Here is a 19108-nt window from a genome sequence, read left to right on the forward strand (position 1 = left end):
CCAGACCCCGCTGCCGGGGTCGACCAGACCCGCTCCTGACCCAAGTGAGGCATCCGCATGTCCAGGGCTCTTCCGAAGTACAACCAGCGTCGCGTGGCCGTCATCGGCGGTGCCGCCGCCGTGGTGCTGTCCGGCGCGGTGATCGCCGGCTCCGCCCTCGCCGGCACCCCGGCCAAGAGCGACAACGTGACCGGCGCCCGCACGCTGGCGAGCCCCGGGACGATCACCTGCCCGGACGTCGCCTCCCGGCTGCCGGCCGTGCCCGCGTCCGCGAAGGCCGAGGTCGACCGCAACCTCGCCCTGCTCCAGACCCAGATCCAGGAGGCGAACAAGCGACTGAGGGACACGGTCGGGCAGGGCGGCCCCAACTTCGTCAACAACGCCATCCTCGGCCCGCTGAAGGACAAGCGCGTGGCCACCGTCAACCGCATCGCCACGGCGATCGGGCGTACGGCGGCCAAGCCGACCGGGCTGGACGCACTGGCGCCCTGCGCCCTCAACGGGGGTGCGACCGGGGGCGCGAACGCGGGCGGCGGCCAGGCGCCGGCCACGTCCGGCAAGGGCGGCGCGGCGAACCAGCAGACGGGCGCCGGTACGACGGCGGGCGGGAACACCGGGGCGGGCACGATCAGCTGCCCGGACGTCGCCTCCAGGCTGCCGGCCGTGCCCGCGTCCGCGAAGGCCGAGGTCGACCGCAACCTCACCCTGCTCCAGACCCAGATCCAGGAGGCGAACAAGCGACTGAAGGACACGGTCGGGCAGGGCGGCCCCAACTTCGTCAACAACGCCATCCTCGGCCCGCTGAAGGACAAGCGCGCCTCGACCATCGACCGCATCGCCATCTCCATCGGCCGCGCCGCGGCCAAGCCGACGGGCCTCGGCTCGCTGGCCGCCTGCACCCTCACGAAGTGAGGTGACACACCGCCGTGGCCGCCCCCGGGGACGCGCAGGTTCGGGGGCGGCCACGGCACCCGCGGGCCGCCCCGATCCGTCGACTACTGGGACGAGCGGGGGAGTCTCCGCGGATAATCGTCAGTCATGGGAAAAACCTATGAGCGCATAGACGGCCGACTACGCAGGTTCATCGAGGAACAGCCCCTCTTCTTCACCGCCACCGCCCCGCTCTCCGCCGACGGCACCGTCAACCTCTCCCCCAAGGGCCTCAAGGGCTCCTTCGCCGTGCTGGACGAGCACACCGTGGCGTACCTGGACTTCGCCGGGTCCAACGCGGAGACCATCGCCCACCTCAGGGAGAACGGGCGGATCACGCTGATGTGGTGCGCCTTCCAGGGCCCGCCGACCATCGTGCGGGTGCACGGCCGGGGCGAGCCGGTCTTCCGCGACGACCCGCGCTTCCCCGACCTGCTCACCCGCTTCCCGGACATCGACCCGGGTCCGCACGGGCTGCGCGCGGTCATCGTCGTCCACGCCGAACTGGTCCGGGACACCTGCGGCTACGCCATCCCCTACATGGCCTACGAGGCGGACCGCGATCTGCACGCCAGGCGCTTCGCCCGCGAGGACGACGCCTCCCTGGACGCCTACTTCACCAGGAAGGAGCACATCGCGACCAGCCTGGACGGGCTGCCCGGCCTGCCGCTGCCCCTGCCGCCGTCTACCGTCTGAGCCATGCGCCCCGGTGTGGTCCTCGCCCTCGTCTCCGCCTCCTGTCTCGCCCTGCTGGGCGCGGCGCCAGGCTCCGGCACGGCGCCGCTGCCCGCGACCATGGCCGACACGGGCGGGGGTGGCCAGCTGATCGTGGCCCAGGCCCCGGACACCGGTGCCACGGCGGGCACGGTGAGCTGGTGGGACCTGCGGGACGGGCAGTGGACGCAGGCGGGCTCCGCACCGGCCCGGTTCGGGTCGGGCGGACTGGTGGAGGGCGGCGCCCGCCGGCAGGGCACCAGCACGACGCCGACCGGGCTGTACGACCTCCCGTTCGGCTTCGGGACCAGGGCCGCGCCGGCCGGTACGAAGGTCGAGTACCGGGCGGTGCGCGCGAGTTCCTGGTGGTGCCAGGACAACGACTCCGCCTCCTACAACCGCTGGACCGACCCGCTGCCCGCCGACTGCCGCGCCGCCGAGTCCGAGCACCTGGCCGACTACCAGGGGCAGTACGGGTACGCCCTGGTCATCGGCTTCAACTACGACCGGCCCGTGCGCGGGCGGGGCGCCGGGATCTTCCTGCACGTCAACGGGCAGGCGGCGACGGCCGGTTGCGTGTCGGTGCCGGAGGACGACATGCGGCGGATCCTGGCCTGGACCGACCCGGCGGCCAGGCCGCACATGGCCATCGGCACGGTCGGCGGGGACACGGCGGTCACCCGGTACTGACGGCGCCGGGCACGCTCTCCCGGGCGGGCAGGCGCACCGTGAAGCCGGTGGATCCCGGTTCGCTGTCCAGGGACACGCCGCCCCCGTGCGCCTCGGCCACCGCCGCCACGATCGACAGGCCCAGGCCCGCTCCGCCGCCGGGGGCGTCGGCCAGCCGACGGTGTTCGGCGCGGGTGAAGCGCTCGAAGACGGTCGGCCGGATGTCGTCGGGGACGCCGGGGCCGTCGTCGTGGACGGTCAGGCACGCCTCGTCCGTGCCGGTGTCCAGGGTGACCGTCACCTGGGTGCCCGCGGGGGTGTGCACACGGGCGTTGGCCAGCAGGTTGGCGACCACCTGGTGGAGGCGGTGCGCGTCCCCCGGCACGGTCACCGGCTCCTCCGGCAGGTCCAGCGTCCAGCGGTGGCCGGGGCCGGCGGCCCGGGCGTCGGTCACCGCGTCCAGGACCAGGCGGGTCAGGTCCACTGGGCGGCGCTCCAGCGGGCGGCCCGCGTCCAGCCGGGCGAGCAGGAGCAGGTCGTCGACCATCTCGCCCATGCGGGCGGACTCGGCGGTGATGCGGTGCAGGGCGCGGGTCACCTCCGGCGGCACCGGGCCCGGGTGCAGCAGGGCCAGTTCGGCGTGGCCGCGCACCGAGGCGACCGGCGTGCGCAGTTCGTGGCTGGCGTCGGCGGCGAAGCGGCGCAGCCGCTCCTCGCCGGCGTGGCGCCTGGTCAGGGCGTCCTCGACATGGCCCAGCATGCGGTTGAAGGCGGCCGCCACCTGACCGACCTCGCCGTGCGGGTCGGTGTCCGGGGCCCGCGGCGGCAGCGCGACCTCGCCGCTGGCCAGCGGCAGCTCGCTGACCCGGCGGGCGGTGGCGGCGACCCGGCTGAGCGGCCTGAGCGACCAGCGCACCCAGCAGGCGCCGGCCACGCCGGTGACCACCAGGGCGAGGCCGAAGACGACGCCGGCCACCAGTTCCAGCCGGTGCACGGTGGCCTCCACCGGCTCCAGCGGGAGGCCGACGACCAGCACGTCCCCGTCCCGGCCGGGCGAGGCGACGACCCGGTAGTCGTGCAGGGCGGACAGGGCGACGGTGTGCGGCCGGGCGTCGACCGGTACCCGGGCCAGCAGGCGCGCGTCCCGCGCGGTCAGGGCCACGTCCAGGTCGGCGGTGGGGTCGCCGGAGCGGATCAGCCCCTTGTGGGTGACCGTGCCGTGCAGCAGGCGGGCGCCGAAGGTGCCGGTGGCCGTGCGGCGGGTGTCGGCGTACTCGTCGCCGTCGTGGTCGTCGCGGCCGGCGGGCAGCCGGCCCGCGTGCTCCAGGCTCTCCGGGAACCGGGTGCCGACCTGGGAGAGCTGTTCGTCCAGGCGCTGGGTGAGGAAGCCGTTCAGCTCGACGACCGCGGCCAGGCCGACGGCCGCACAGCTCACCGCCAGCAGGGTCACCAGCCCGACGGTGATCCGGGCGCGCAGGGTGCGCGGGCGCGGCAGCCTCACCGGGTCACCGGCTTGAGCACGTACCCGGAGCCGCGCACCGTGTGGATCATGGGCTCGCGGCCGGCGTCGACCTTCTTGCGCAGGTAGGAGATGTACAGCTCCACCACATGGGCCCGGCCGCCGAAGTCGTACGACCACACCCGGTCGAGGATCTGTGCCTTGCTGAGCACACGGCGCGGGTTGCGCATGAGGAAGCGCAGGAGTTCGAACTCGGTCGGCGAGAGTTCGACCAGCTCGCCGGCCCGGGTCACCTCGCGGGCGTCCTCGTCCATCACCAGGTCGCCGACGATCAGCCGCGGGCCCTCGTCCTGGACGCGGGCCATGCCGGCGCGGCGCAGCAGGCCGCGCAGCCGGGCGACGACCTCCTCCAGGCTGAAGGGCTTGGTCACGTAGTCGTCGCCGCCCGCGGTGATCCCGGCGATCCGGTCCTCGACCGCGTCCCGGGCGGTGAGGAACAGCACGCACACGTCGGGCTGCACGGCGTGCAGCCGGCGCAGCACCGCGAAGCCGTCGGTGTCGGGGAGCATCACGTCCAGCACGACGGCGTCGGGCAGCAGCTCACGCGCGGCGGCGAGGGCGGCGGCGCCGTCGCCGGCGGCGCGCACCTGCCAGCCCTCGTAGCGCAGGGCGCCGGTGAGCACCTCGGCGAGGTCGGGGTCGTCGTCGACGACGAGGACGCGCAGCGGGGTGCCGTCGGGGCGGGTGAGGGCGGGACGGCCGGAGCGGGTGGTGTTCATGGCCCTACCAGCATCGCCGGTCCGGGACGCTCCCTGCGCCCCGGGTCCCTCTGAGTTCGCTGTGAGTGCGCCCTGCGGGGCGGCCGCTCAGAGCTGCCTCAGAGGTTCGCCGCGCACAGTGGCCGGGCCGACGGACGAAGGGACGGCGCACACCGATGACCACCGTGGACGCACGACGGGCGGCTCCCGCCCCGCCGCTGCCCGAGACCGGCCGGCGCACCCTCGCGGGATGGATACCGGCCCTGCTGTGGGCGGGGGCGGCGGCCGTCCTCGCGCTGTGGTGGGCGGACACCGGTTCCGTGGTGGGGGCGGCCGGCTGGCTGACCGGGGCCGGGCGGATCGCCGGGCTGCTGTGCGGGTACGCCTGCGCGGTGCTGGTAGGCCTGATGGCACGGGTGCCGGTGCTGGAGAACCGGGTCGGCTCGGACCGGGTGGCGCGCTGGCACGCGCAGGCCGGCCGGTACACGCTCTGCCTGCTCCCGGTGCACGTCGTACTGGTCCTGGCCGGCTACGCGGCCCAGGACCGGGCCTCTCTCCTGCACGAGGCGGTCACCGTCGTCCTCGACTATCCGGAGATGCTGAAGGCCACCGCCGGCACGGTGATCCTGTGCGCCGTCGGCGTCACCTCGGTCCGGGCCGTACGCCGCCGCACCGGGCACGAGTTCTGGTTCTACGTCCATGTGCTCACCTACGCGGCCGTGTTCCTGGCGTTCGGGCACCAGCTGGCGCTCGGCGAACAGTTCAACGGGGACGCGGTGGCGACCGCGGCCTGGTACGCGCTGTACCTGGGCGTGGCCGCCCTGGTGCTGTGGTTCCGGATCCTCGCCCCGGTCCGGCTCAACCTGCGCCACCGGCTGACCGTGGAGGCGGTCCACCGGGAGGCGCCGGGGGTGTACTCGGTGGTCGTACGCGGGCAGCGGCTGGACGAACTGGCCGTGCGGCCGGGGCAGTTCTTCCGCTGGCGGTTCCTCACCGAGGGTATGGCCTGGACGTCGACGCCGTACTCGCTGTCGGCTCCCCCGCGCCCCGACCTGCTGCGCATCACCGTCAAGGCGCTCGGCGACCACAGCGCGGCCGTGGCCCTGCTGCGCCCGGGCACCCGGGTGTGGGCGGAGGGCCCGTACGGCGCCCTGACCGCCGGCCGGGCCGCCGGCCGGCAGACCCTGCTGATCGCGGCCGGTGTCGGCATCACCCCGCTGCGGGCGTTGTTCGAGACGCTGCCCGGCGAGGTCACCCTGCTGTACCGGGCGCGCGGTGCCGAGGACCTCGCCCTGGGCGGCGAGCTGGAGGCGATCGCCCGCCGGCGGGGAGCCCGGGTGCTGTACGCGCTCAACGGGCCCGACGGGCAGCGCCCACCGCTGACCGCGGAAGCGCTGCGCGCGTCCGTGCCCGGCCTGGCGGCCCACGACGTCTTCGTCTGCGGCCCGCACGGGTTCGCGCAGGACGTGTACCGGGCGCTGCGGGCGGCCGGGGTGCCCGACCGCCGCATCCACCACGAGTCGTTCGAGCTGTGACGCACCACGAGGCGAGAGAGGCCTGGACATGCACGCGTTGAACAAGAGCCGTCCGCTGCGCCGGATCGTGCTGGCGAGTGCCGCGACCGTCTCCGGGATGGTGCTGCTGCTGGCGCTCAAGCCGCACGCCGCTCCCCGGCTGGCGTCCGCGGGCACCAGGTCACCGGCCGCGTCCAGTGGTCCGGCGTCGCGCCCGGCCACCGGGACCAGGACGGCCACCGGGGACACCGTCCAGACCCGCTGGGGTCCGGTCCGGGTGCGGGTGACGGTGCAGGACGGCCGGCTGACCGACGTCACGGCCGTCGCCTACCCCGAGGACAATCCGCGCGACCAGGAGATCAACGGCTACGCGCTGCCCCAGCTGCGGCGGGAGGCGCTGGCGGCGCAGAGCGCGCGCATCGACTCCGTCTCCGGGGCGACGTACACCAGCGACGGGTACCGGCAGTCGCTGCAGTCCGCACTGGACTCGGCCGACCTCTGAACACCCGGCGCGCGCGGCACGTATCCGTGGGCCAAGGGTCAAGTCCCCACGGAGGAACCGTGACCACCACGCTCGCAGGCGGACGTGCCGCCCGCCGACAGACGATGCGCCGCATCCGTCCGCGCCGCTCCCCGGCCGTCCCGCTGCTCCTCGCCCTCTGGGCGGGCGCGGCGGCCGTGCTGTGGCTCTGGTGGCACAACACGCCCGCCGTCGCCGACACCACGGGCCGGGTCCTCAACGCGGGCCGGATCACCGGTCTGCTGGCCGGCTATCTGATGGCGCTGGTCGTGCTCCAGATGGCACGCGTCCCGGCGTTGGAGCGCCGGGTCGGCTCGGACCGGGTGGCCCGCTGGCACGCGATGAGCGGCCGGTACACGCTGTGCCTGATCGTCGCGCACGTCTTCCTCACCATGTGGGGGTACGCGCTCCAGGCCGGCAGGTCTCTCGGCGACATCGTGCAGCAGACCGTCGACTCCGTCGAGCAGCTGCCGGACATGGGCAAGGCGGCCATCGGCATGGGCCTGCTCGTGGTCATCGGGCTGACGTCGGTCGGCCCGGTCCGCCGCCGGCTGCCGTACGACGCCTGGTACCACGTCCACCTGCTGACGTACGCGGCGGTGTTCCTGACGTTCTGGCACCAGATCACCACCGGCAACGACTTCGCGGTGGAGCCCGCCGCCAAGACCTTCTGGTACGGCCTGTACGGCGCGGTCACCGCGCTGGTGCTCTGGTACCGGATCCTCACCCCGGTCCGGCTGAACCTCCGGCACCGCATGCGGGTGGAGGCGGTCATCGAGGAGACGCCCGGCATCGTGTCGGTGCTGATCGGCGGGCGCAGGCTGCACCGGATGGGCGCGGAGGCGGGCCAGTTCTTCCGCTGGCGGTTCCTCGCTCCCGGCATGCGGTTCAGCTCGCACCCGTACTCCCTGTCCGCCGCCCCGCGCCCCGACCTGCTGCGGATCACGGTGAAGGCGATCGGCGACCACAGTGCCCGGCTGCGCGAGCTGACGCCCGGCACCAGGGTGTGGGCGGAGGGCCCCTACGGCGCGCTCACCGCGCAGCGTCGCAGCCGGGGCAAGGTGCTGCTGGTCGCGGGCGGGGTCGGCATCACGCCGATGCGGGCGCTGTTCGAGACGCTGCCCGGGGCCGCCGGGGACATCACACTGCTGTACCGGGCCAACACCACCCAGGACCTGGCACTGTGGGACGAGCTGGCGGTGATCGCCGAGGAGCGGGGCGCCCGGCTGATGTACGCGGTGAACAGCCCCGAGGGCGAGCGGCCGGACATCTCCGCGGAGACCCTCCAGCGGAAGATCCCGGACATCGGGACGCACGACGTCTTCATGTGCGGTCCGCCCGGGTTCGCGCAGTCGGTGTACGAGGCCCTGCGGGAGGCGGGAGTGCCCGCCCGCCGTATCCACCACGAGTCGTTCGAGATGTGAGCGGAGCTGCGAAAGCGATGAGGAAGAGCCACCCCGTGCGGCGGGTCGTGCTGGCCACCGCCGCGACCGTGTCCGGTGTCGTGCTGCTGCTGTCGCTGAAGCCGGCGTCGGACCCGGCCGCCGCGTCGGCGGCGGGCGCGGCCCCGCAGCAGACGGCGGCCGGTCAGCAGTCCCCGCAGGGCGGGACGCAGGGCGGTGTCCAGGCCGGCTCCGGCACGGTGACCGGTGACGCGGCGCAGACCCAGTACGGGGCCGTACAGGTACGGCTCACCGTCAACGGCGGGAAGATCACCAAGGCGGAGGCGGTCCAGGCGCCCAAGGGCGGCCTGAGCGACCAGAAGACCCAGCTCGCCGTGCCCCGGCTCAACCAGGAGGCGGTGGCCGCGGGCACCGCCGACATCGACGCCGTCTCCGGGGCGACCTACACCAGCGAGGGCTACAGGAAGTCGCTGCAGTCGGCGCTGGACAGGATGAAGCAGGCGTCGCCGGCCGGCTCGGGCGCGGCCGGCTCGGGCGCGGGCGGCTCGGGGCAGGCGCAGGCCAAGACGGTCACCGGCAAGGTCGTGCAGACCCAGTACGGGCCGGTCCAGGTCCGGATCACGGTCAGCGGCCGCAGGATCACCCAGGCCGAGGCGGTCCAGGCACCCAAGGGCGGCCTGAGCGACCAGAAGACCCGGCTCGCCGTACCCCGGCTCAACCAGGAGGCGGTGGCCGCGGGCACCGCCGACATCGACGCCGTCTCCGGGGCGACCTACACCAGCACCGGCTACCGGCAGTCCCTCCAGTCGGCGCTGGACCAGGCCGGTGGCTGACACGGTGGCCGAGCCGGCCGAGGCGCCCGCCGCGGTGCGTCACGCGGAGGAGGTCATGGGGACGGTCTTCTCCTTCGACGTCCGCGGCGGTGAACCGGACGCGGTGCGGGCGGCGCTCGCCGAGGCCGTCGCCGGACTGCACCGGGCGGACGCCGTGTTCAGCACCTACCGCGAGGACAGCGAGGTGTCGCGGCTGGCCCGGGGCGAGCTGGCCGTCTCGGGGTGTGCCCCCGAGGTGGCCGAGGTGCTGGAGCTGGCGGCCGAGGCGGAGCGGGTGAGCGAGGGCTGGTTCAGCCCGCGCTACCAGGGCTCGCTGGACCCCACCGGCATCGTCAAGGGCTGGGCGGCCGAGCGGGCGGCCCGGATCCTGGCCGCGGTCGCCGGGGTGCGCGGGGTGAGCGTCAACGGGGGCGGGGACGTACAGCTGCTCGGCGCGCCGGAGCCGCAGCGCGCCTGGCGGGTCGGCGTGGCCGATCCGTTGCGGCCCGGCGGTCTCGCGGCGGTGATCTCGGCGGCGGGCACGGCGGAACTGGCGGTGGCCACCTCGGGCACGGCGGAGCGGGGGGCGCACATCGTGGATCCGCGCACCGGCCGCTCCGCGGTCACGGACCTGGTGGCGGTGACGGTGGTCGGACCCCGGCTGACCTGGGTGGACTGCTGGGCCACGGCCGCGTTCGCGATGGGCTCCCGGGCGGCCCTGGCCTGGCTGGAGTCCCTGCCGGACGTGGAGGCCCTGCTGATCACCGGGGGTGACGAGGTGCGGTGCACCGGGGGGCTCGCGGCGCGACTGGGCTGATCCGCCCCGACAGTGGATTTCGTCTTTTCCTCCTGAAAAACCATCTTTTTCGCCGGAACGCCATCCGCCGTCCGCCTTGGGACGTATTCCTTGTGAGACTAGTTCCGGGAGGAAACGACATGGCCATCTTCAGCAGCCTGCTGCCCGCGATGCGGGACCGCGGCGGGGACACGTCGCGGTTCGACAGCTCGGGGCACGGGGAACGGCACGGCCACGGCCACGGCCACGATGACCACTTCGGTCACGACAACGGCCACGGCAACCGCCACGGCAACGACCACGGCCACGGCAACGGCCACGGCAACTACTGATCGCCCACGCGGCTGAGCGGACCGGAGACCGGAGGACCCGGTCCGCTCCGTCTGTCCCCGAGGTACGCACGCCATGGCCCATCTCCTGCGGCGTCTGCTCGCACCGGCTGAGACCTCCGACGACGTGGTGGCGGCCGCTCCCCCGCTGCCACCGCGCGAGGTGTTCCGCCGGTTCTGGCCGTACACCCGCGGCGGCCGGCGCTGGCTCGTGCCCGTCGTCCTGTTCAGCCTGACCGGCCCGCTGATCGACGCGGCCGAGCTGTGGCTCTTCAAACTCGTCGTGGACGACGTCCTCGTCCCCCGCGACCTGCACCCCTTCCTGTGGATCGCGCCGGCCTTCCTGGGCCTGGTGGTCTGCTCCGGCGTCCTGGGCTTCGCCGACGACGTCACCTCCACCTGGGTCGGCGAGCGCTTCCTGCTCTCCTTGCGCGCCGACGTCTTCCGGCACGTCCAGGGGCTGTCGCTCGGCTTCTTCGAGCGCCGGCGGCTCGGGGACGTGCTGTCCCGGGTCACGGGCGACGTCGACGCCGTGGAGACCTTCCTGCTCTCCGGCGTGGCGGACGCCCTCTACTACGTGGTCCGCCTCGGCGTCTTCCTCGGCCTGCTCTGCTACCTGCGCTGGGACCTGACCCTGCTCGCCCTGGCCGTCGTCCCCCTGTTCTGGGGGGCCGCACGGCACTTCTCGCGGCTGGTCAAGGAGGCGTCCCGGGAGCGCAGGCGGCGCAGCGGCTCGCTCAGCGCCGTCGCCGAGGAGTCGCTGGGCAACGTCGTGCTGGTGCAGGCGTACAACCGGCAGGGCTGGGAGGAGCGCCGGTTCGAACGGGAGAACCTCGGCCGGTTCCGGGCGGTGATGGCCTCGGCCCGCATCCGTGCCGTCTACGGCCCCGTCGTGGAGGTCATCGAGGTGGCCGGCGGTCTCACGGTGCTGGGCCTGGGCACCTGGAAGCTGTCCCAGGGCCAGCTCACGCTCGGCGGACTGCTGGTCTTCCTCGCCCTGATCGGCAAGCTGTACGGCCCGGTCCACGGACTGTCCCACCTCGGCACCACCTTCTACGCGGCCTCCGCCTCGGCGGAACGGATCATCGAGCTGCTGGACCAGCGCCCCCAGGTCACCGAGGCCCCCGGCGCCCGGCGGACCGGCCGCGCGCGGGGCGAGCTGGAGTTCGACGGGGTGTGGTTCCGTTATCCCGGCGGCCCGTCCTGGGCGCTGTCGGACGTGTCCTTCCGTGTGGCGCCCGGGGAGACGCTCGCACTGGTCGGGGCCAGCGGGGCGGGCAAGTCGACCGTCGCCAAGCTCCAGCTGCGCTTCTACGACCCCGACCGGGGCGCGGTCCGCCTGGACGGGACCGATCTGCGGCAGCTGCGCCTGTCCGACGTGCGCGAGAGCGTGGCGGTGGTGCTCCAGGAGACGCTCGTCTTCCACGGCACCGTCCGGGACAACATCGCCTACGGCCGGCCGGGGGCCACGGACGCCGACATCGTCGCGGCGGCGCGGGCCGCGGACGCGCACGAGTTCATCGAGCTGCTCCCGGAGGGCTACGACACCCTGGTCGGCCAGCGCGGCCGCACCCTGTCCGGCGGCCAGTGCCAGCGGCTGGCGATCGCCCGCGCGATGATCCGGGACGCGCCGGTGCTGCTCCTGGACGAGCCGACGGCCGGGCTCGACGTCCGGTCGGGCCGGCGGATCATGGACCCGCTGCGCCGGCTCATGGCCGGGCGGACCACGGTCGTCATCTCCCACAACCTGCTGACCGTCCGCGACGCCACGCGCATCGTCGTCCTCGACCACGGCCGGGTCGTGGAGCACGGCGCCCACGACGACCTGCTCGGGCACGACGGCACCTACGCCCGGCTGCACCGGCTGCACACGGGAGCGCTGCTGTCATGAGCGTCATCGCCGAGCCCGGTACCCCGCCCCTGGCGCCCGGTACGCGACCGGTCCCGGGGTACGAGATCCTGGCGGGCCTGGCCCGCACCGGCTGGCTGGACGTCTACGACGCCTGGAGCGCCGAACGGGACTGCCGGTGCGTGCTCAAGATGGTGCGCCCCGACCGGCGCGGCGAGCGGCGGCTGGCCGAGCGGTTGCTGCGCGAGGGGCGGTGGCTGCGCGAGTTCACCCATCCCCACCTGGTCCGCGGCTACGACGTCCGCACGGAGCCCGAGCCGCTCGTCGTGCTGGAGACACTGCCCGGTGAGACGCTGTCCCACCTGCTGCACCGGCTGCGGCGCCGGCCGTCCACGGCCGACGTGGCCCTGCTCGGGGTGCAGCTGTGCTCCGCCGTCCACTACCTGCACGGCCGGGGTCTGCTGCACCTGGACCTCAAGCCGTCCAACGTGGTGGTGGACCGGGGGCTGGCGAAGGTGCTGGACCTGAGCGTCGCCCGGGCTCCGGGGCCCGCCCCGGCGGGCGTGGGCACCTGCGGCTACCTCGCCCCGGAGCAGGCCCGCGGCGGGCCGCTCACGGCCGCCGCCGACGTGTGGGGCATCGGCGTCACCCTGTTCGAGGCCGCCTGCGGCGAACTGCCGTTCGCGCGGCCCACGGCCGGTGGAACGGCCGAGCGGCCGTCCGCCGGGACCGGCACGGGGGAGCCGGACGACTGGTATCCGCAGCTGGAGCAGGCCGCCCCGCCGATCGGGTCCCGGCGGCGGCTGCCGCCCGCGCTCGCCGCCGCCATCGACAGCTGCCTGCGCCCCGACCCCGCGGCACGCCCCACCGTCGCCTCCCTGGCCACCGCCCTGGAGACCGTCCTGCCCGTACCGCGCCGGGCCCACTGAGCCGTGCCGTTCACGCCTCCGGAGTCGGCAACTGGGCGGGTGGCGAGGACGGTACCGTCCGGGGAGGTCAGGCGGACACCGGTGCCGCCGGTCGCCGTCGACAACCGCCCGCGCCCCGCCCCGCGCCAGGCCCACTGAGCCGCGCCGTTCACGCCTCCGGAGTCGTGACCTGCCCCTTCTGCAGCTGGGCGGTGGCGAGGACGGTACCGTCCGGGGAGGTCAGGCGGACGCCGGAGTAGCCGGTGAGGTCGCCTGGCACCGCCACGCCCCAGTTGCCGTAGCCGTCGCGCAGGGCGAAGTCGCCGACGTGCAGGCTCGTGCCGTCGGGGCGGTCGAGGAGACAGGCGACCGTGCCGGAGTACCGGGTGCCGGGGCGGGTGAGGGCGACGGACACGAAGACCCAGCCGGGCGGGCCCGGGTGGGCGTAGACCTCCCCCACCGGCGCCCCGTCCCGCCCGGCCGGGGTCATGTCCCCGACCATCACCGGCTCGGAGCCGACCGTGGCGGGCGGTGAGGCGACGATGTCCTCGACGGCGGTGCCGACCGCCCAGCCGGCGAATCCGACGGCGACGGCGAGCGTGGCCCCGACCGCCGCGACCCGCAGCCGGGCCCGCCGGGCACCCCCGTACGAGGCCGGACGGGCGCGGGCGGAGGCGCGCCGCTGCCCCTCGGGCGCCGTCGCCTGCCCGGCGAGGACGCGCGCCACACGGGTCTCGAACCCGGGCGGCGGCTCGCGGTCCGGCAGCAGCCCGACCAGCCGGTCACCGACCTGGGTCAGTTGCCGTACGTACTCCCGGCAGGTGGCGCACCGGTCCAGGTGGGCGACCGCCTCGGCCCGCTCCCGGCCGGGCAGCACGCCCAGCGCGAGCTCGGCGCCGATCTCCCGCAGCTTCTCGCAGTCCACGTCACTGGACATGGTCGCCTCGTCTCGCAGACGCGACGGTGGCGCGCAGTTTCGCCATCGCCGTCCTGATCCGCGTCTTGGCGGTGCCCAGCGGGATCCGTTCCGCGTCGGCGACCTGCCGGGCCGTCATGCCGTAGATTCCGGCCATCAACAGCGCCCTGGCCTGCTCCCGTGGCAGCCCTGCCAGGGCGGCCCGGACCTGGGCGGAGGCCTCGTCGGCCAGCGCCCACCGCTCGGGGGTCTCGGTGACGGCGCCCAGCAGGTCCTCGAGATCCTCGGGCGCCATCGGCTCGGTCCGCCGGGCACGGACGGCGTCGATGGCCAGGTTGTGCGCGATGCTCGTCAGCCAGGTCATGACCGACCCGCGACGCGAGTCGTAGATCTGCGCGTGGCGCCACGCGCGCTCGAACGTCTGCTGGGCGACGTCCTCGGCGATCTGCTGGTCTCCGGTGACCGCCACGGCCACCCCGAAGACCCGATGCTGGAACCTCCGTACGAAGAGCACGGCCAGTTCCGGATCCCCGGCGGCCAGCCCGGACAGCAGAGCCTCGTCCGGGAGGCGGCCGACGGGGAACCGGTTTCCCGACACACCTCTGTATACGTTCGACGGCCGCCAGCGGATTGCCCGTCTCCCGGCCCGCTCGCCGCGGGAGATCACATGCCCATTCTGCGTCGGCCGGGCGGCCCCCGCATGCCGTCAGTTGCCGTTCTGCGCCAGCCGCAGCAGATGGTCCGCCAGCGCCTGGCCCCCGGTGGGCTCCCGGCTGATCAGCAGCAGCGTGTCGTCGCCGGCGATGGTGCCCAGGATGTCGTGCAGCTCCGCCTGGTCGATGGCGGAGGCCAGGAACTGCGCGGCACCCGGCGGAGTGCGCAGGACCACCAGGTTCGCCGAGGCCTCCGCGGAGATCAGCAGCTCCTGGGAGAGCCGCCGCATCCGCTCCTCCTTGGCCGACTCCCCGAGCGGGGCGCGCGGGGTGCGGAAACCGCCCTCGCTCGGCACCGCGTAGATCAGGTCGCCGTCGGTGTTGCGGATCTTCACCGCGTTCAGCTCGTCGAGATCCCGGCTGAGCGTCGCCTGGGTGACGCTCAGCCCGTCGTCGGAGAGCAGCTTGGCCAGCTGGCTCTGCGACCGCACCGGCTGCCGGTTGAGGATGTCCACGATCCGGCGGTGCCGTGCGGTGCGGGTCTGCGGCACGGCGGGCCCGGCACCGGCCGCCTCGTGGTCCTGCGCCTGGCTCATCGTCGTCTCATTCTCCGGATCGTCCGTCCCCATCCACAGGGCCAGCTGCGTCGAGGATGCCGGGGAGCGCCCGGAGCAGCGCACCCGCCTCGTCGTCGCGGAGATTGAGCGGCGGCATGAGCCGTACGACGTCGGGGGCGGGCGCGTTCACCAGGAACCCGGCCTCCTGGGCCGCCTGCTGCACCCGCGGTGCGTGCGGCCCGGTGAGCACGATACCCAGGAGCAGGCCCGCGCCCCGGACATGGTCGATCAACGGGTGGTCCAGCGCCTCGATTCCGTCCCGCAGCCGCTCGCCCTGCCGCTTGACGTTGTCGAGCAGGTCCTCGCCGGCGATCGTGTCGAGCACGGCGAGTCCGGCGGCGCAGGCGACCGGGTTGCCGCCGAAGGTGGTGCCGTGGTGGCCGGGCCGGAGCAGTTCGGCGGCCCGGCCGAAGGCCACGGTCGCGCCGAGCGGAAGTCCGCCGCCGAGCTGCTTGGCGAGGGTGACGACGTCGGGCAGCACGCCCTCGTGGGCCTGGTACTCGAACCAGGTGCCGGTCCGGCCGATGCCGGTCTGCACCTCGTCCAGGACCAGCAGGGCGCCGGTGGCGGCGGTGATCGCGCGGGCCGCCTTGAGGTAGCCGGCCGGGGGCACGACGACACCGTTCTCGCCCTGGACGGGCTCGATGACGACGAGGGCCGTCTCCTGCGTCACCGCGGCGGCCAGCGCCTGGGCGTCGCCGTAGGGGACGTGGGTGACCTCGCCGGGCAGGGGCAGGAAGGGCTCGCGCTTGGCGGGCTGGCCGGTGAGCGCGAGGGCGCCCATCGTCCGGCCGTGGAAGCCGCCGTCTGCGGCGACCATGTGGGTGCGCCCGGTGAGCCGGCCGATCTTGAACGCGGCCTCGTTGGCCTCGGCGCCGGAGTTGCAGAAGAAGACCCGGCCGTCCCGGCCGAAGAGCGACAGCAGGCGTTCGGCGAGGGCGACGGTGGGCTCGGCCATGAAGAAGTTGGAGATGTGGCCGAGGGAGGCGATCTGCCCGCTCACGGCCGCCACGACCGCGGGGTGGGCGTGGCCGAGCGCGTTGGTGGCGATGCCGCCGACGAAGTCCAGGTACTCACGTCCCTCGGCGTCCCACACCCGGGTGCCCTCGCCGCGCACGAGGGGCAGGCGCGGGGTGCCGTAGGTGTCCATGAGCGCGCCCTGCCACCGCGCGGCCAGCTCCTGGTTGCTCATGACTCCCCCTGTTCGTCCGGCACGACCATGGTGCCGATGCCTTCATCGGTGAAGATCTCCAGCAGGATCGAGTGCTGGACCCGGCCGTCGATGACGCGGGCGGTCGTCACGCCGTTGCGCACGGCGTGCAGGCAGCCCTCCATCTTCGGCACCATGCCGGAGCTCAACTCCGGCAGGAGTTTCGCCAGTTGGGAGGCGGTGAGGCGGCTGATCACCTCGTCGCTGTGCGGCCAGTCCTCGTAGAGGCCCTCGACGTCGGTGAGGACCATGAGGGTCTCGGCGCCCAGTGCCGCAGCGAGTGCCGCAGCCGCCGTATCAGCATTGACGTTGTAGACATGTCCGTCGTCCTCGGAGCGGGCGATCGAGGAGACCACCGGGATGCGGCCGTCGGCGAGCAGTGCCTCGATGGCTCCGGTGTCGATCGCGGTGATCTCGCCGACCCGGCCGATGTCGACCGGTTCGCCGTCGATCTCGGGCAGGTGCTTGGTCGCGGTGATGGTGTGCGCGTCCTCGCCGGTGAGGCCGACGGCGAGCGGTCCGTGCCGGTTGAGCAGGCCGACCAGCTCGCGCTGCACCTGCCCGGCGAGCACCATCCGTACGACGTCCATGGCGTCCTCGGTGGTGACGCGCAGGCCCGCCTTGAACTCGCTGACGATGCCGTGCTTGTCCAGGGCGGCGCTGATCTGCGGGCCGCCGCCGTGCACGACGACCGGTTTGAGGCCGGCGTGGTGCAGGAACACGACGTCCTGGGCGAACGCGGCCTTCAGGTCCTCGTCGATCATGGCGTTGCCGCCGAACTTGATGACGACCGTCCGGCCGTTGTGTCTGACCAGCCAGGGCAGGGCCTCGATGAGGATCTGGGCTTTCGGCAGGGCCGTGTGCTTGCGAGTGCTCATGACGAGTAGGCGCTGTTCTCGTGGACGTAGTCGGCGGTCAGGTCGTTGGTCCAGATGGTGGCGGTCTCCGTGCCGGCCGCGAGGTCGGCCACGATGTGCACCTCGCGGTAGCGCATGTCGACCAGTTCCCTGTCCTCGCCGACGGAACCGTTTTTGCACACCCAGACGCCGTTGATGGCGACGTTCAGCCGGTCCGGCTCGAAGGCGGCCCGGGTGGTGCCGATGGCGGAGAGCACCCGGCCCCAGTTGGGGTCCTCACCGTGGAGGGCGCACTTGAGGAGGTTGTTGCGGGCGATGGAGCGGCCCACCTCGACGGCGTCCTCCTCGCTCGCCGCGTTGACCACCTCGACCTTGATGTCCTTGCTGGCGCCCTCGGCGTCGCCGATGAGCTGCCGGCCGAGGTCGGCGCAGACCTGCCGTACGGCCTCGGCGAACTCGTCGTACCCGGGGGTGGTGCCGGAGGCGCCGGAGGCGAGCAGCAGGACGGTGTCGTTGGTGGACATGCAGCCGTCGGAGTCGACCCGGTCGAAGGTGACCCTGGTGGCCGCGCGCAGGGCCTTGTCCAGGTCCTCGTCGCCGAGGTCGGCGTCGGTGGTGAGGACGACGAGCATGGTGGCGAGGCCGGGGGCGAGCATGCCGGCGCCCTTGGCCATGCCGCCGACGGTCCAGCCGTCCCGGGTGACCACGGACGTCTTGTGGACGGTGTCGGTGGTCTTGATCGCGATGGCGGCCTTCTCGCCGCCGTGCTCGGACAGCTGGGCGGCGGCCGCCTCGACGCCCGGGAGCAGCTTGTCCATGGGCAGCGGCACACCGATCAGGCCGGTGGAGCAGACGGCGACCTCGATGGCGCCGCGGCCGAGCACCTCGGCCGCCTTCTCGGCGGTGGCGTGGGTGTCCTGGAAGCCCTGGGGGCCCGTGCAGGCGTTGGCGCCGCCGGAGTTGAGGACGACCGCCGAGACCTGGCCGGCGCCGAGGACCTGCTCGGACCAGAGCACCGGCGCGGCCTTCACACGGTTGGAGGTGAAGACGCCCGCGGCGGCACGGCGGGGCCCGTTGTTGACCACGAGGGCCAGGTCGGGGTTGCCGTTCTCCTTGATCCCGGCGGCGATGCCCGCCGCCGTGAATCCCTTGGCTGCCGTGACGCTCACGGTGCGACTCCGATCGTGGGAAGACCCGTGGTCTCGTCGAGACCCAGGGCGAGGTTCATGCTCTGGATGGCACCGCCCGCGGTGCCCTTGGTGAGGTTGTCGATGGCACTGATCGCGATGACGCGGCCGACGGCGGCGTCGTACGCGACCTGCACCTGAACGGCGTTGGAACCCTGGACGGACCCCGTGGCGGGCCACCGGCCCTCGGGGAGCAGGTGGACGAAGGGCTCGTCGGCGTAGGCCTTGGCGTAGGCGGCGCGGACGGAGTCCGCCGTCACCCCCGGTACGGCCTTGGCACTGCACGTGGCGAGGATGCCGCGGGGCATCGGCGCGAGGGTCGGCGTGAAGGAGACCGCGATCCGCTCGCCCGCCACCGCGCTCAGGTTCTGGATCATCTCGGGGGTGTGCCGGTGGCCGCCGCCGACGCCGTACGGCGTCATGGAGCCCATGACCTCGCTGCCCAGCAGGTGCGGCTTGGGTGCCTTGCCCGCGCCGGAGGTGCCGGAGGCGGCGACGACCACGGCCTCGGGTTCGGCGAGGTGGGCCGCGTAGGCCGGGTACAGGGCGAGGGAGACGGCGGTCGGGTAGCAACCGGGCACCGCGATGCGCCTGGACCCCTCCAGCGCGGCGCGGGCGCCCGGCAGTTCGGGGAGGCCGTAGGGCCAGGTGCCGGCGTGCGGGGAGCCGTAGAAGCTCTCCCAGTCGGCGGGGTCCTTCAGCCGGAAGTCGGCGCCCATGTCGATCACGAGGACGTCGGGGCCGAGCTGTTCGGCGACGGCGGCGGACTGTCCGTGCGGCAGCGCGAGGAAGACGACGTCGTGCCCGGCGAGCACCTCCGGCGTGGTCTCGGCGAGCACCCGGTCCGCCAGGGGCAGCAGGTGCGGTTGGAGCGCGCCGAGCCGCTGGCCGGCGTTGGAGTTGCCGGTCAGGGCACCGATCTCGACCTCGGGGTGCGCAAGGAGCAGGCGCAGGGCCTCTCCGCCCGCGTATCCGCTCGCTCCGGCCACCGCCACACGTACTGCCAT

Annotated in this window: 20 protein-coding genes; 11 read left to right on the forward strand and 9 right to left on the reverse strand. The window is 73.8% G+C overall.

What is annotated here, in order from left to right; genetic code table 11:
- Positions 1 to 57: 57 nt before the first annotated feature.
- The 3 genes from ACZ3ZD_RS20505 (at position 58) to ACZ3ZD_RS20515 (ending at position 2334) form a co-directional block, all read left to right on the forward strand.
- A complete protein-coding gene (locus ACZ3ZD_RS20505) occupies positions 58 to 912 on the forward strand; it encodes a hypothetical protein (protein WP_467399186.1) in 855 nt (284 codons plus the stop codon).
- Between the two features lie 126 nt (positions 913 to 1038).
- Positions 1039 to 1626, forward strand: a complete 588-nt coding sequence (locus ACZ3ZD_RS20510; protein ID WP_467399188.1) for a pyridoxamine 5'-phosphate oxidase family protein — start codon at positions 1039 to 1041, stop codon at positions 1624 to 1626.
- Between the two features lie 3 nt (positions 1627 to 1629).
- Positions 1630 to 2334, forward strand: a complete 705-nt coding sequence (locus tag ACZ3ZD_RS20515) for a L,D-transpeptidase family protein (protein WP_467399190.1) — start codon at positions 1630 to 1632, stop codon at positions 2332 to 2334.
- Here ACZ3ZD_RS20515 and ACZ3ZD_RS20520 read toward each other — a convergent pair.
- Together ACZ3ZD_RS20520 and ACZ3ZD_RS20525 are read right to left on the reverse strand one after the other, a co-directional pair.
- Positions 2321 to 3814 carry a sensor histidine kinase gene (locus ACZ3ZD_RS20520; protein WP_467399193.1) on the reverse strand — a complete coding sequence of 498 codons (1494 nt, stop codon included), beginning with the start codon at positions 3812 to 3814 and terminating at the stop codon, positions 2321 to 2323. The two genes, ACZ3ZD_RS20515 and ACZ3ZD_RS20520, sit on opposite strands and share 14 nt — an antisense overlap.
- Complete coding sequence (locus ACZ3ZD_RS20525; protein WP_467399195.1) at positions 3811 to 4551, reverse strand: response regulator transcription factor; 741 nt, start codon at positions 4549 to 4551, stop codon at positions 3811 to 3813. Before ACZ3ZD_RS20525 ends, ACZ3ZD_RS20520 begins: the two co-directional genes overlap by 4 nt.
- A gap of 155 nt (positions 4552 to 4706) precedes the next feature.
- Between ACZ3ZD_RS20525 and ACZ3ZD_RS20530 the strand changes: the two genes are divergently transcribed.
- From ACZ3ZD_RS20530 to ACZ3ZD_RS20565, 8 genes are all read left to right on the forward strand, one after another.
- Positions 4707 to 6065 carry a ferredoxin reductase family protein gene (locus tag ACZ3ZD_RS20530; protein WP_467399198.1) on the forward strand — a complete coding sequence of 453 codons (1359 nt, stop codon included), beginning with the start codon at positions 4707 to 4709 and terminating at the stop codon, positions 6063 to 6065.
- A 28-nt stretch (positions 6066 to 6093) separates the two neighbouring features.
- Positions 6094 to 6546, forward strand: coding sequence for an FMN-binding protein (locus tag ACZ3ZD_RS20535; protein ID WP_467399200.1), 453 nt, complete (start codon positions 6094 to 6096; stop codon positions 6544 to 6546).
- Positions 6547 to 6605: 59 nt separating this feature from the next.
- A complete protein-coding gene (locus ACZ3ZD_RS20540; RefSeq protein WP_467399203.1) occupies positions 6606 to 7988 on the forward strand; it encodes a ferredoxin reductase family protein in 1383 nt (460 codons plus the stop codon).
- A gap of 17 nt (positions 7989 to 8005) precedes the next feature.
- Positions 8006 to 8800, forward strand: a complete 795-nt coding sequence (locus ACZ3ZD_RS20545) for an FMN-binding protein (protein ID WP_467399205.1) — start codon at positions 8006 to 8008, stop codon at positions 8798 to 8800.
- A gap of 4 nt (positions 8801 to 8804) precedes the next feature.
- Entirely contained in the window at positions 8805 to 9596 is a 792-nt protein-coding gene (locus ACZ3ZD_RS20550) for an FAD:protein FMN transferase (RefSeq protein WP_467399616.1), read from the forward strand.
- A 119-nt stretch (positions 9597 to 9715) separates the two neighbouring features.
- Positions 9716 to 9907 (forward strand): hypothetical protein, encoded by a 192-nt coding sequence (locus ACZ3ZD_RS20555; RefSeq protein ID WP_467399208.1) that lies wholly within the window; start codon positions 9716 to 9718, stop codon positions 9905 to 9907.
- Between the two features lie 73 nt (positions 9908 to 9980).
- On the forward strand, positions 9981 to 11795 hold the full coding sequence (locus tag ACZ3ZD_RS20560) for an ABC transporter ATP-binding protein (protein WP_467399210.1): 1815 nt from the start codon (positions 9981 to 9983) through the stop codon (positions 11793 to 11795).
- Positions 11792 to 12682 (forward strand): serine/threonine-protein kinase, encoded by an 891-nt coding sequence (locus ACZ3ZD_RS20565; protein WP_467399212.1) that lies wholly within the window; start codon positions 11792 to 11794, stop codon positions 12680 to 12682. The genes ACZ3ZD_RS20560 and ACZ3ZD_RS20565 overlap by 4 nt, the downstream gene beginning before the upstream one ends.
- Positions 12683 to 12830: 148 nt before the next feature.
- Here the strand turns inward: ACZ3ZD_RS20565 and ACZ3ZD_RS20570 are convergent, their stop codons facing one another.
- The 7 genes from ACZ3ZD_RS20570 to argC form a co-directional block, all read right to left on the reverse strand.
- The gene (locus ACZ3ZD_RS20570; RefSeq protein WP_467399214.1) at positions 12831 to 13598 is read right to left on the reverse strand and encodes a hypothetical protein; all 768 of its coding nucleotides are present in this window, start codon (positions 13596 to 13598) and stop codon (positions 12831 to 12833) included.
- Positions 13588 to 14175 (reverse strand): RNA polymerase sigma factor, encoded by a 588-nt coding sequence (locus ACZ3ZD_RS20575; protein WP_467399217.1) that lies wholly within the window; start codon positions 14173 to 14175, stop codon positions 13588 to 13590. Before ACZ3ZD_RS20575 ends, ACZ3ZD_RS20570 begins: the two co-directional genes overlap by 11 nt.
- A gap of 108 nt (positions 14176 to 14283) precedes the next feature.
- A complete protein-coding gene (locus ACZ3ZD_RS20580; RefSeq protein WP_467399219.1) occupies positions 14284 to 14826 on the reverse strand; it encodes an arginine repressor in 543 nt (180 codons plus the stop codon).
- 7 nt (positions 14827 to 14833) lie between these two features.
- Positions 14834 to 16039: an acetylornithine transaminase gene (locus tag ACZ3ZD_RS20585; protein WP_467399221.1), complete on the reverse strand. Its 1206-nt coding sequence runs from the start codon at positions 16037 to 16039 to the stop codon at positions 14834 to 14836.
- On the reverse strand, positions 16036 to 16935 hold the full coding sequence (gene argB, locus ACZ3ZD_RS20590; RefSeq protein WP_467399224.1) for an acetylglutamate kinase: 900 nt from the start codon (positions 16933 to 16935) through the stop codon (positions 16036 to 16038). Before argB ends, ACZ3ZD_RS20585 begins: the two co-directional genes overlap by 4 nt.
- The gene (gene argJ / locus ACZ3ZD_RS20595; RefSeq protein ID WP_467399225.1) at positions 16932 to 18083 is read right to left on the reverse strand and encodes a bifunctional glutamate N-acetyltransferase/amino-acid acetyltransferase ArgJ; all 1152 of its coding nucleotides are present in this window, start codon (positions 18081 to 18083) and stop codon (positions 16932 to 16934) included. The genes argB and argJ overlap by 4 nt, the downstream gene beginning before the upstream one ends.
- Positions 18080 to 19108 (reverse strand): N-acetyl-gamma-glutamyl-phosphate reductase, encoded by a 1029-nt coding sequence (gene argC / locus ACZ3ZD_RS20600; protein WP_467399228.1) that lies wholly within the window; start codon positions 19106 to 19108, stop codon positions 18080 to 18082. The genes argJ and argC overlap by 4 nt, the downstream gene beginning before the upstream one ends.

Source organism: Streptomyces sp. NPDC023481, from assembly GCF_055560195.1.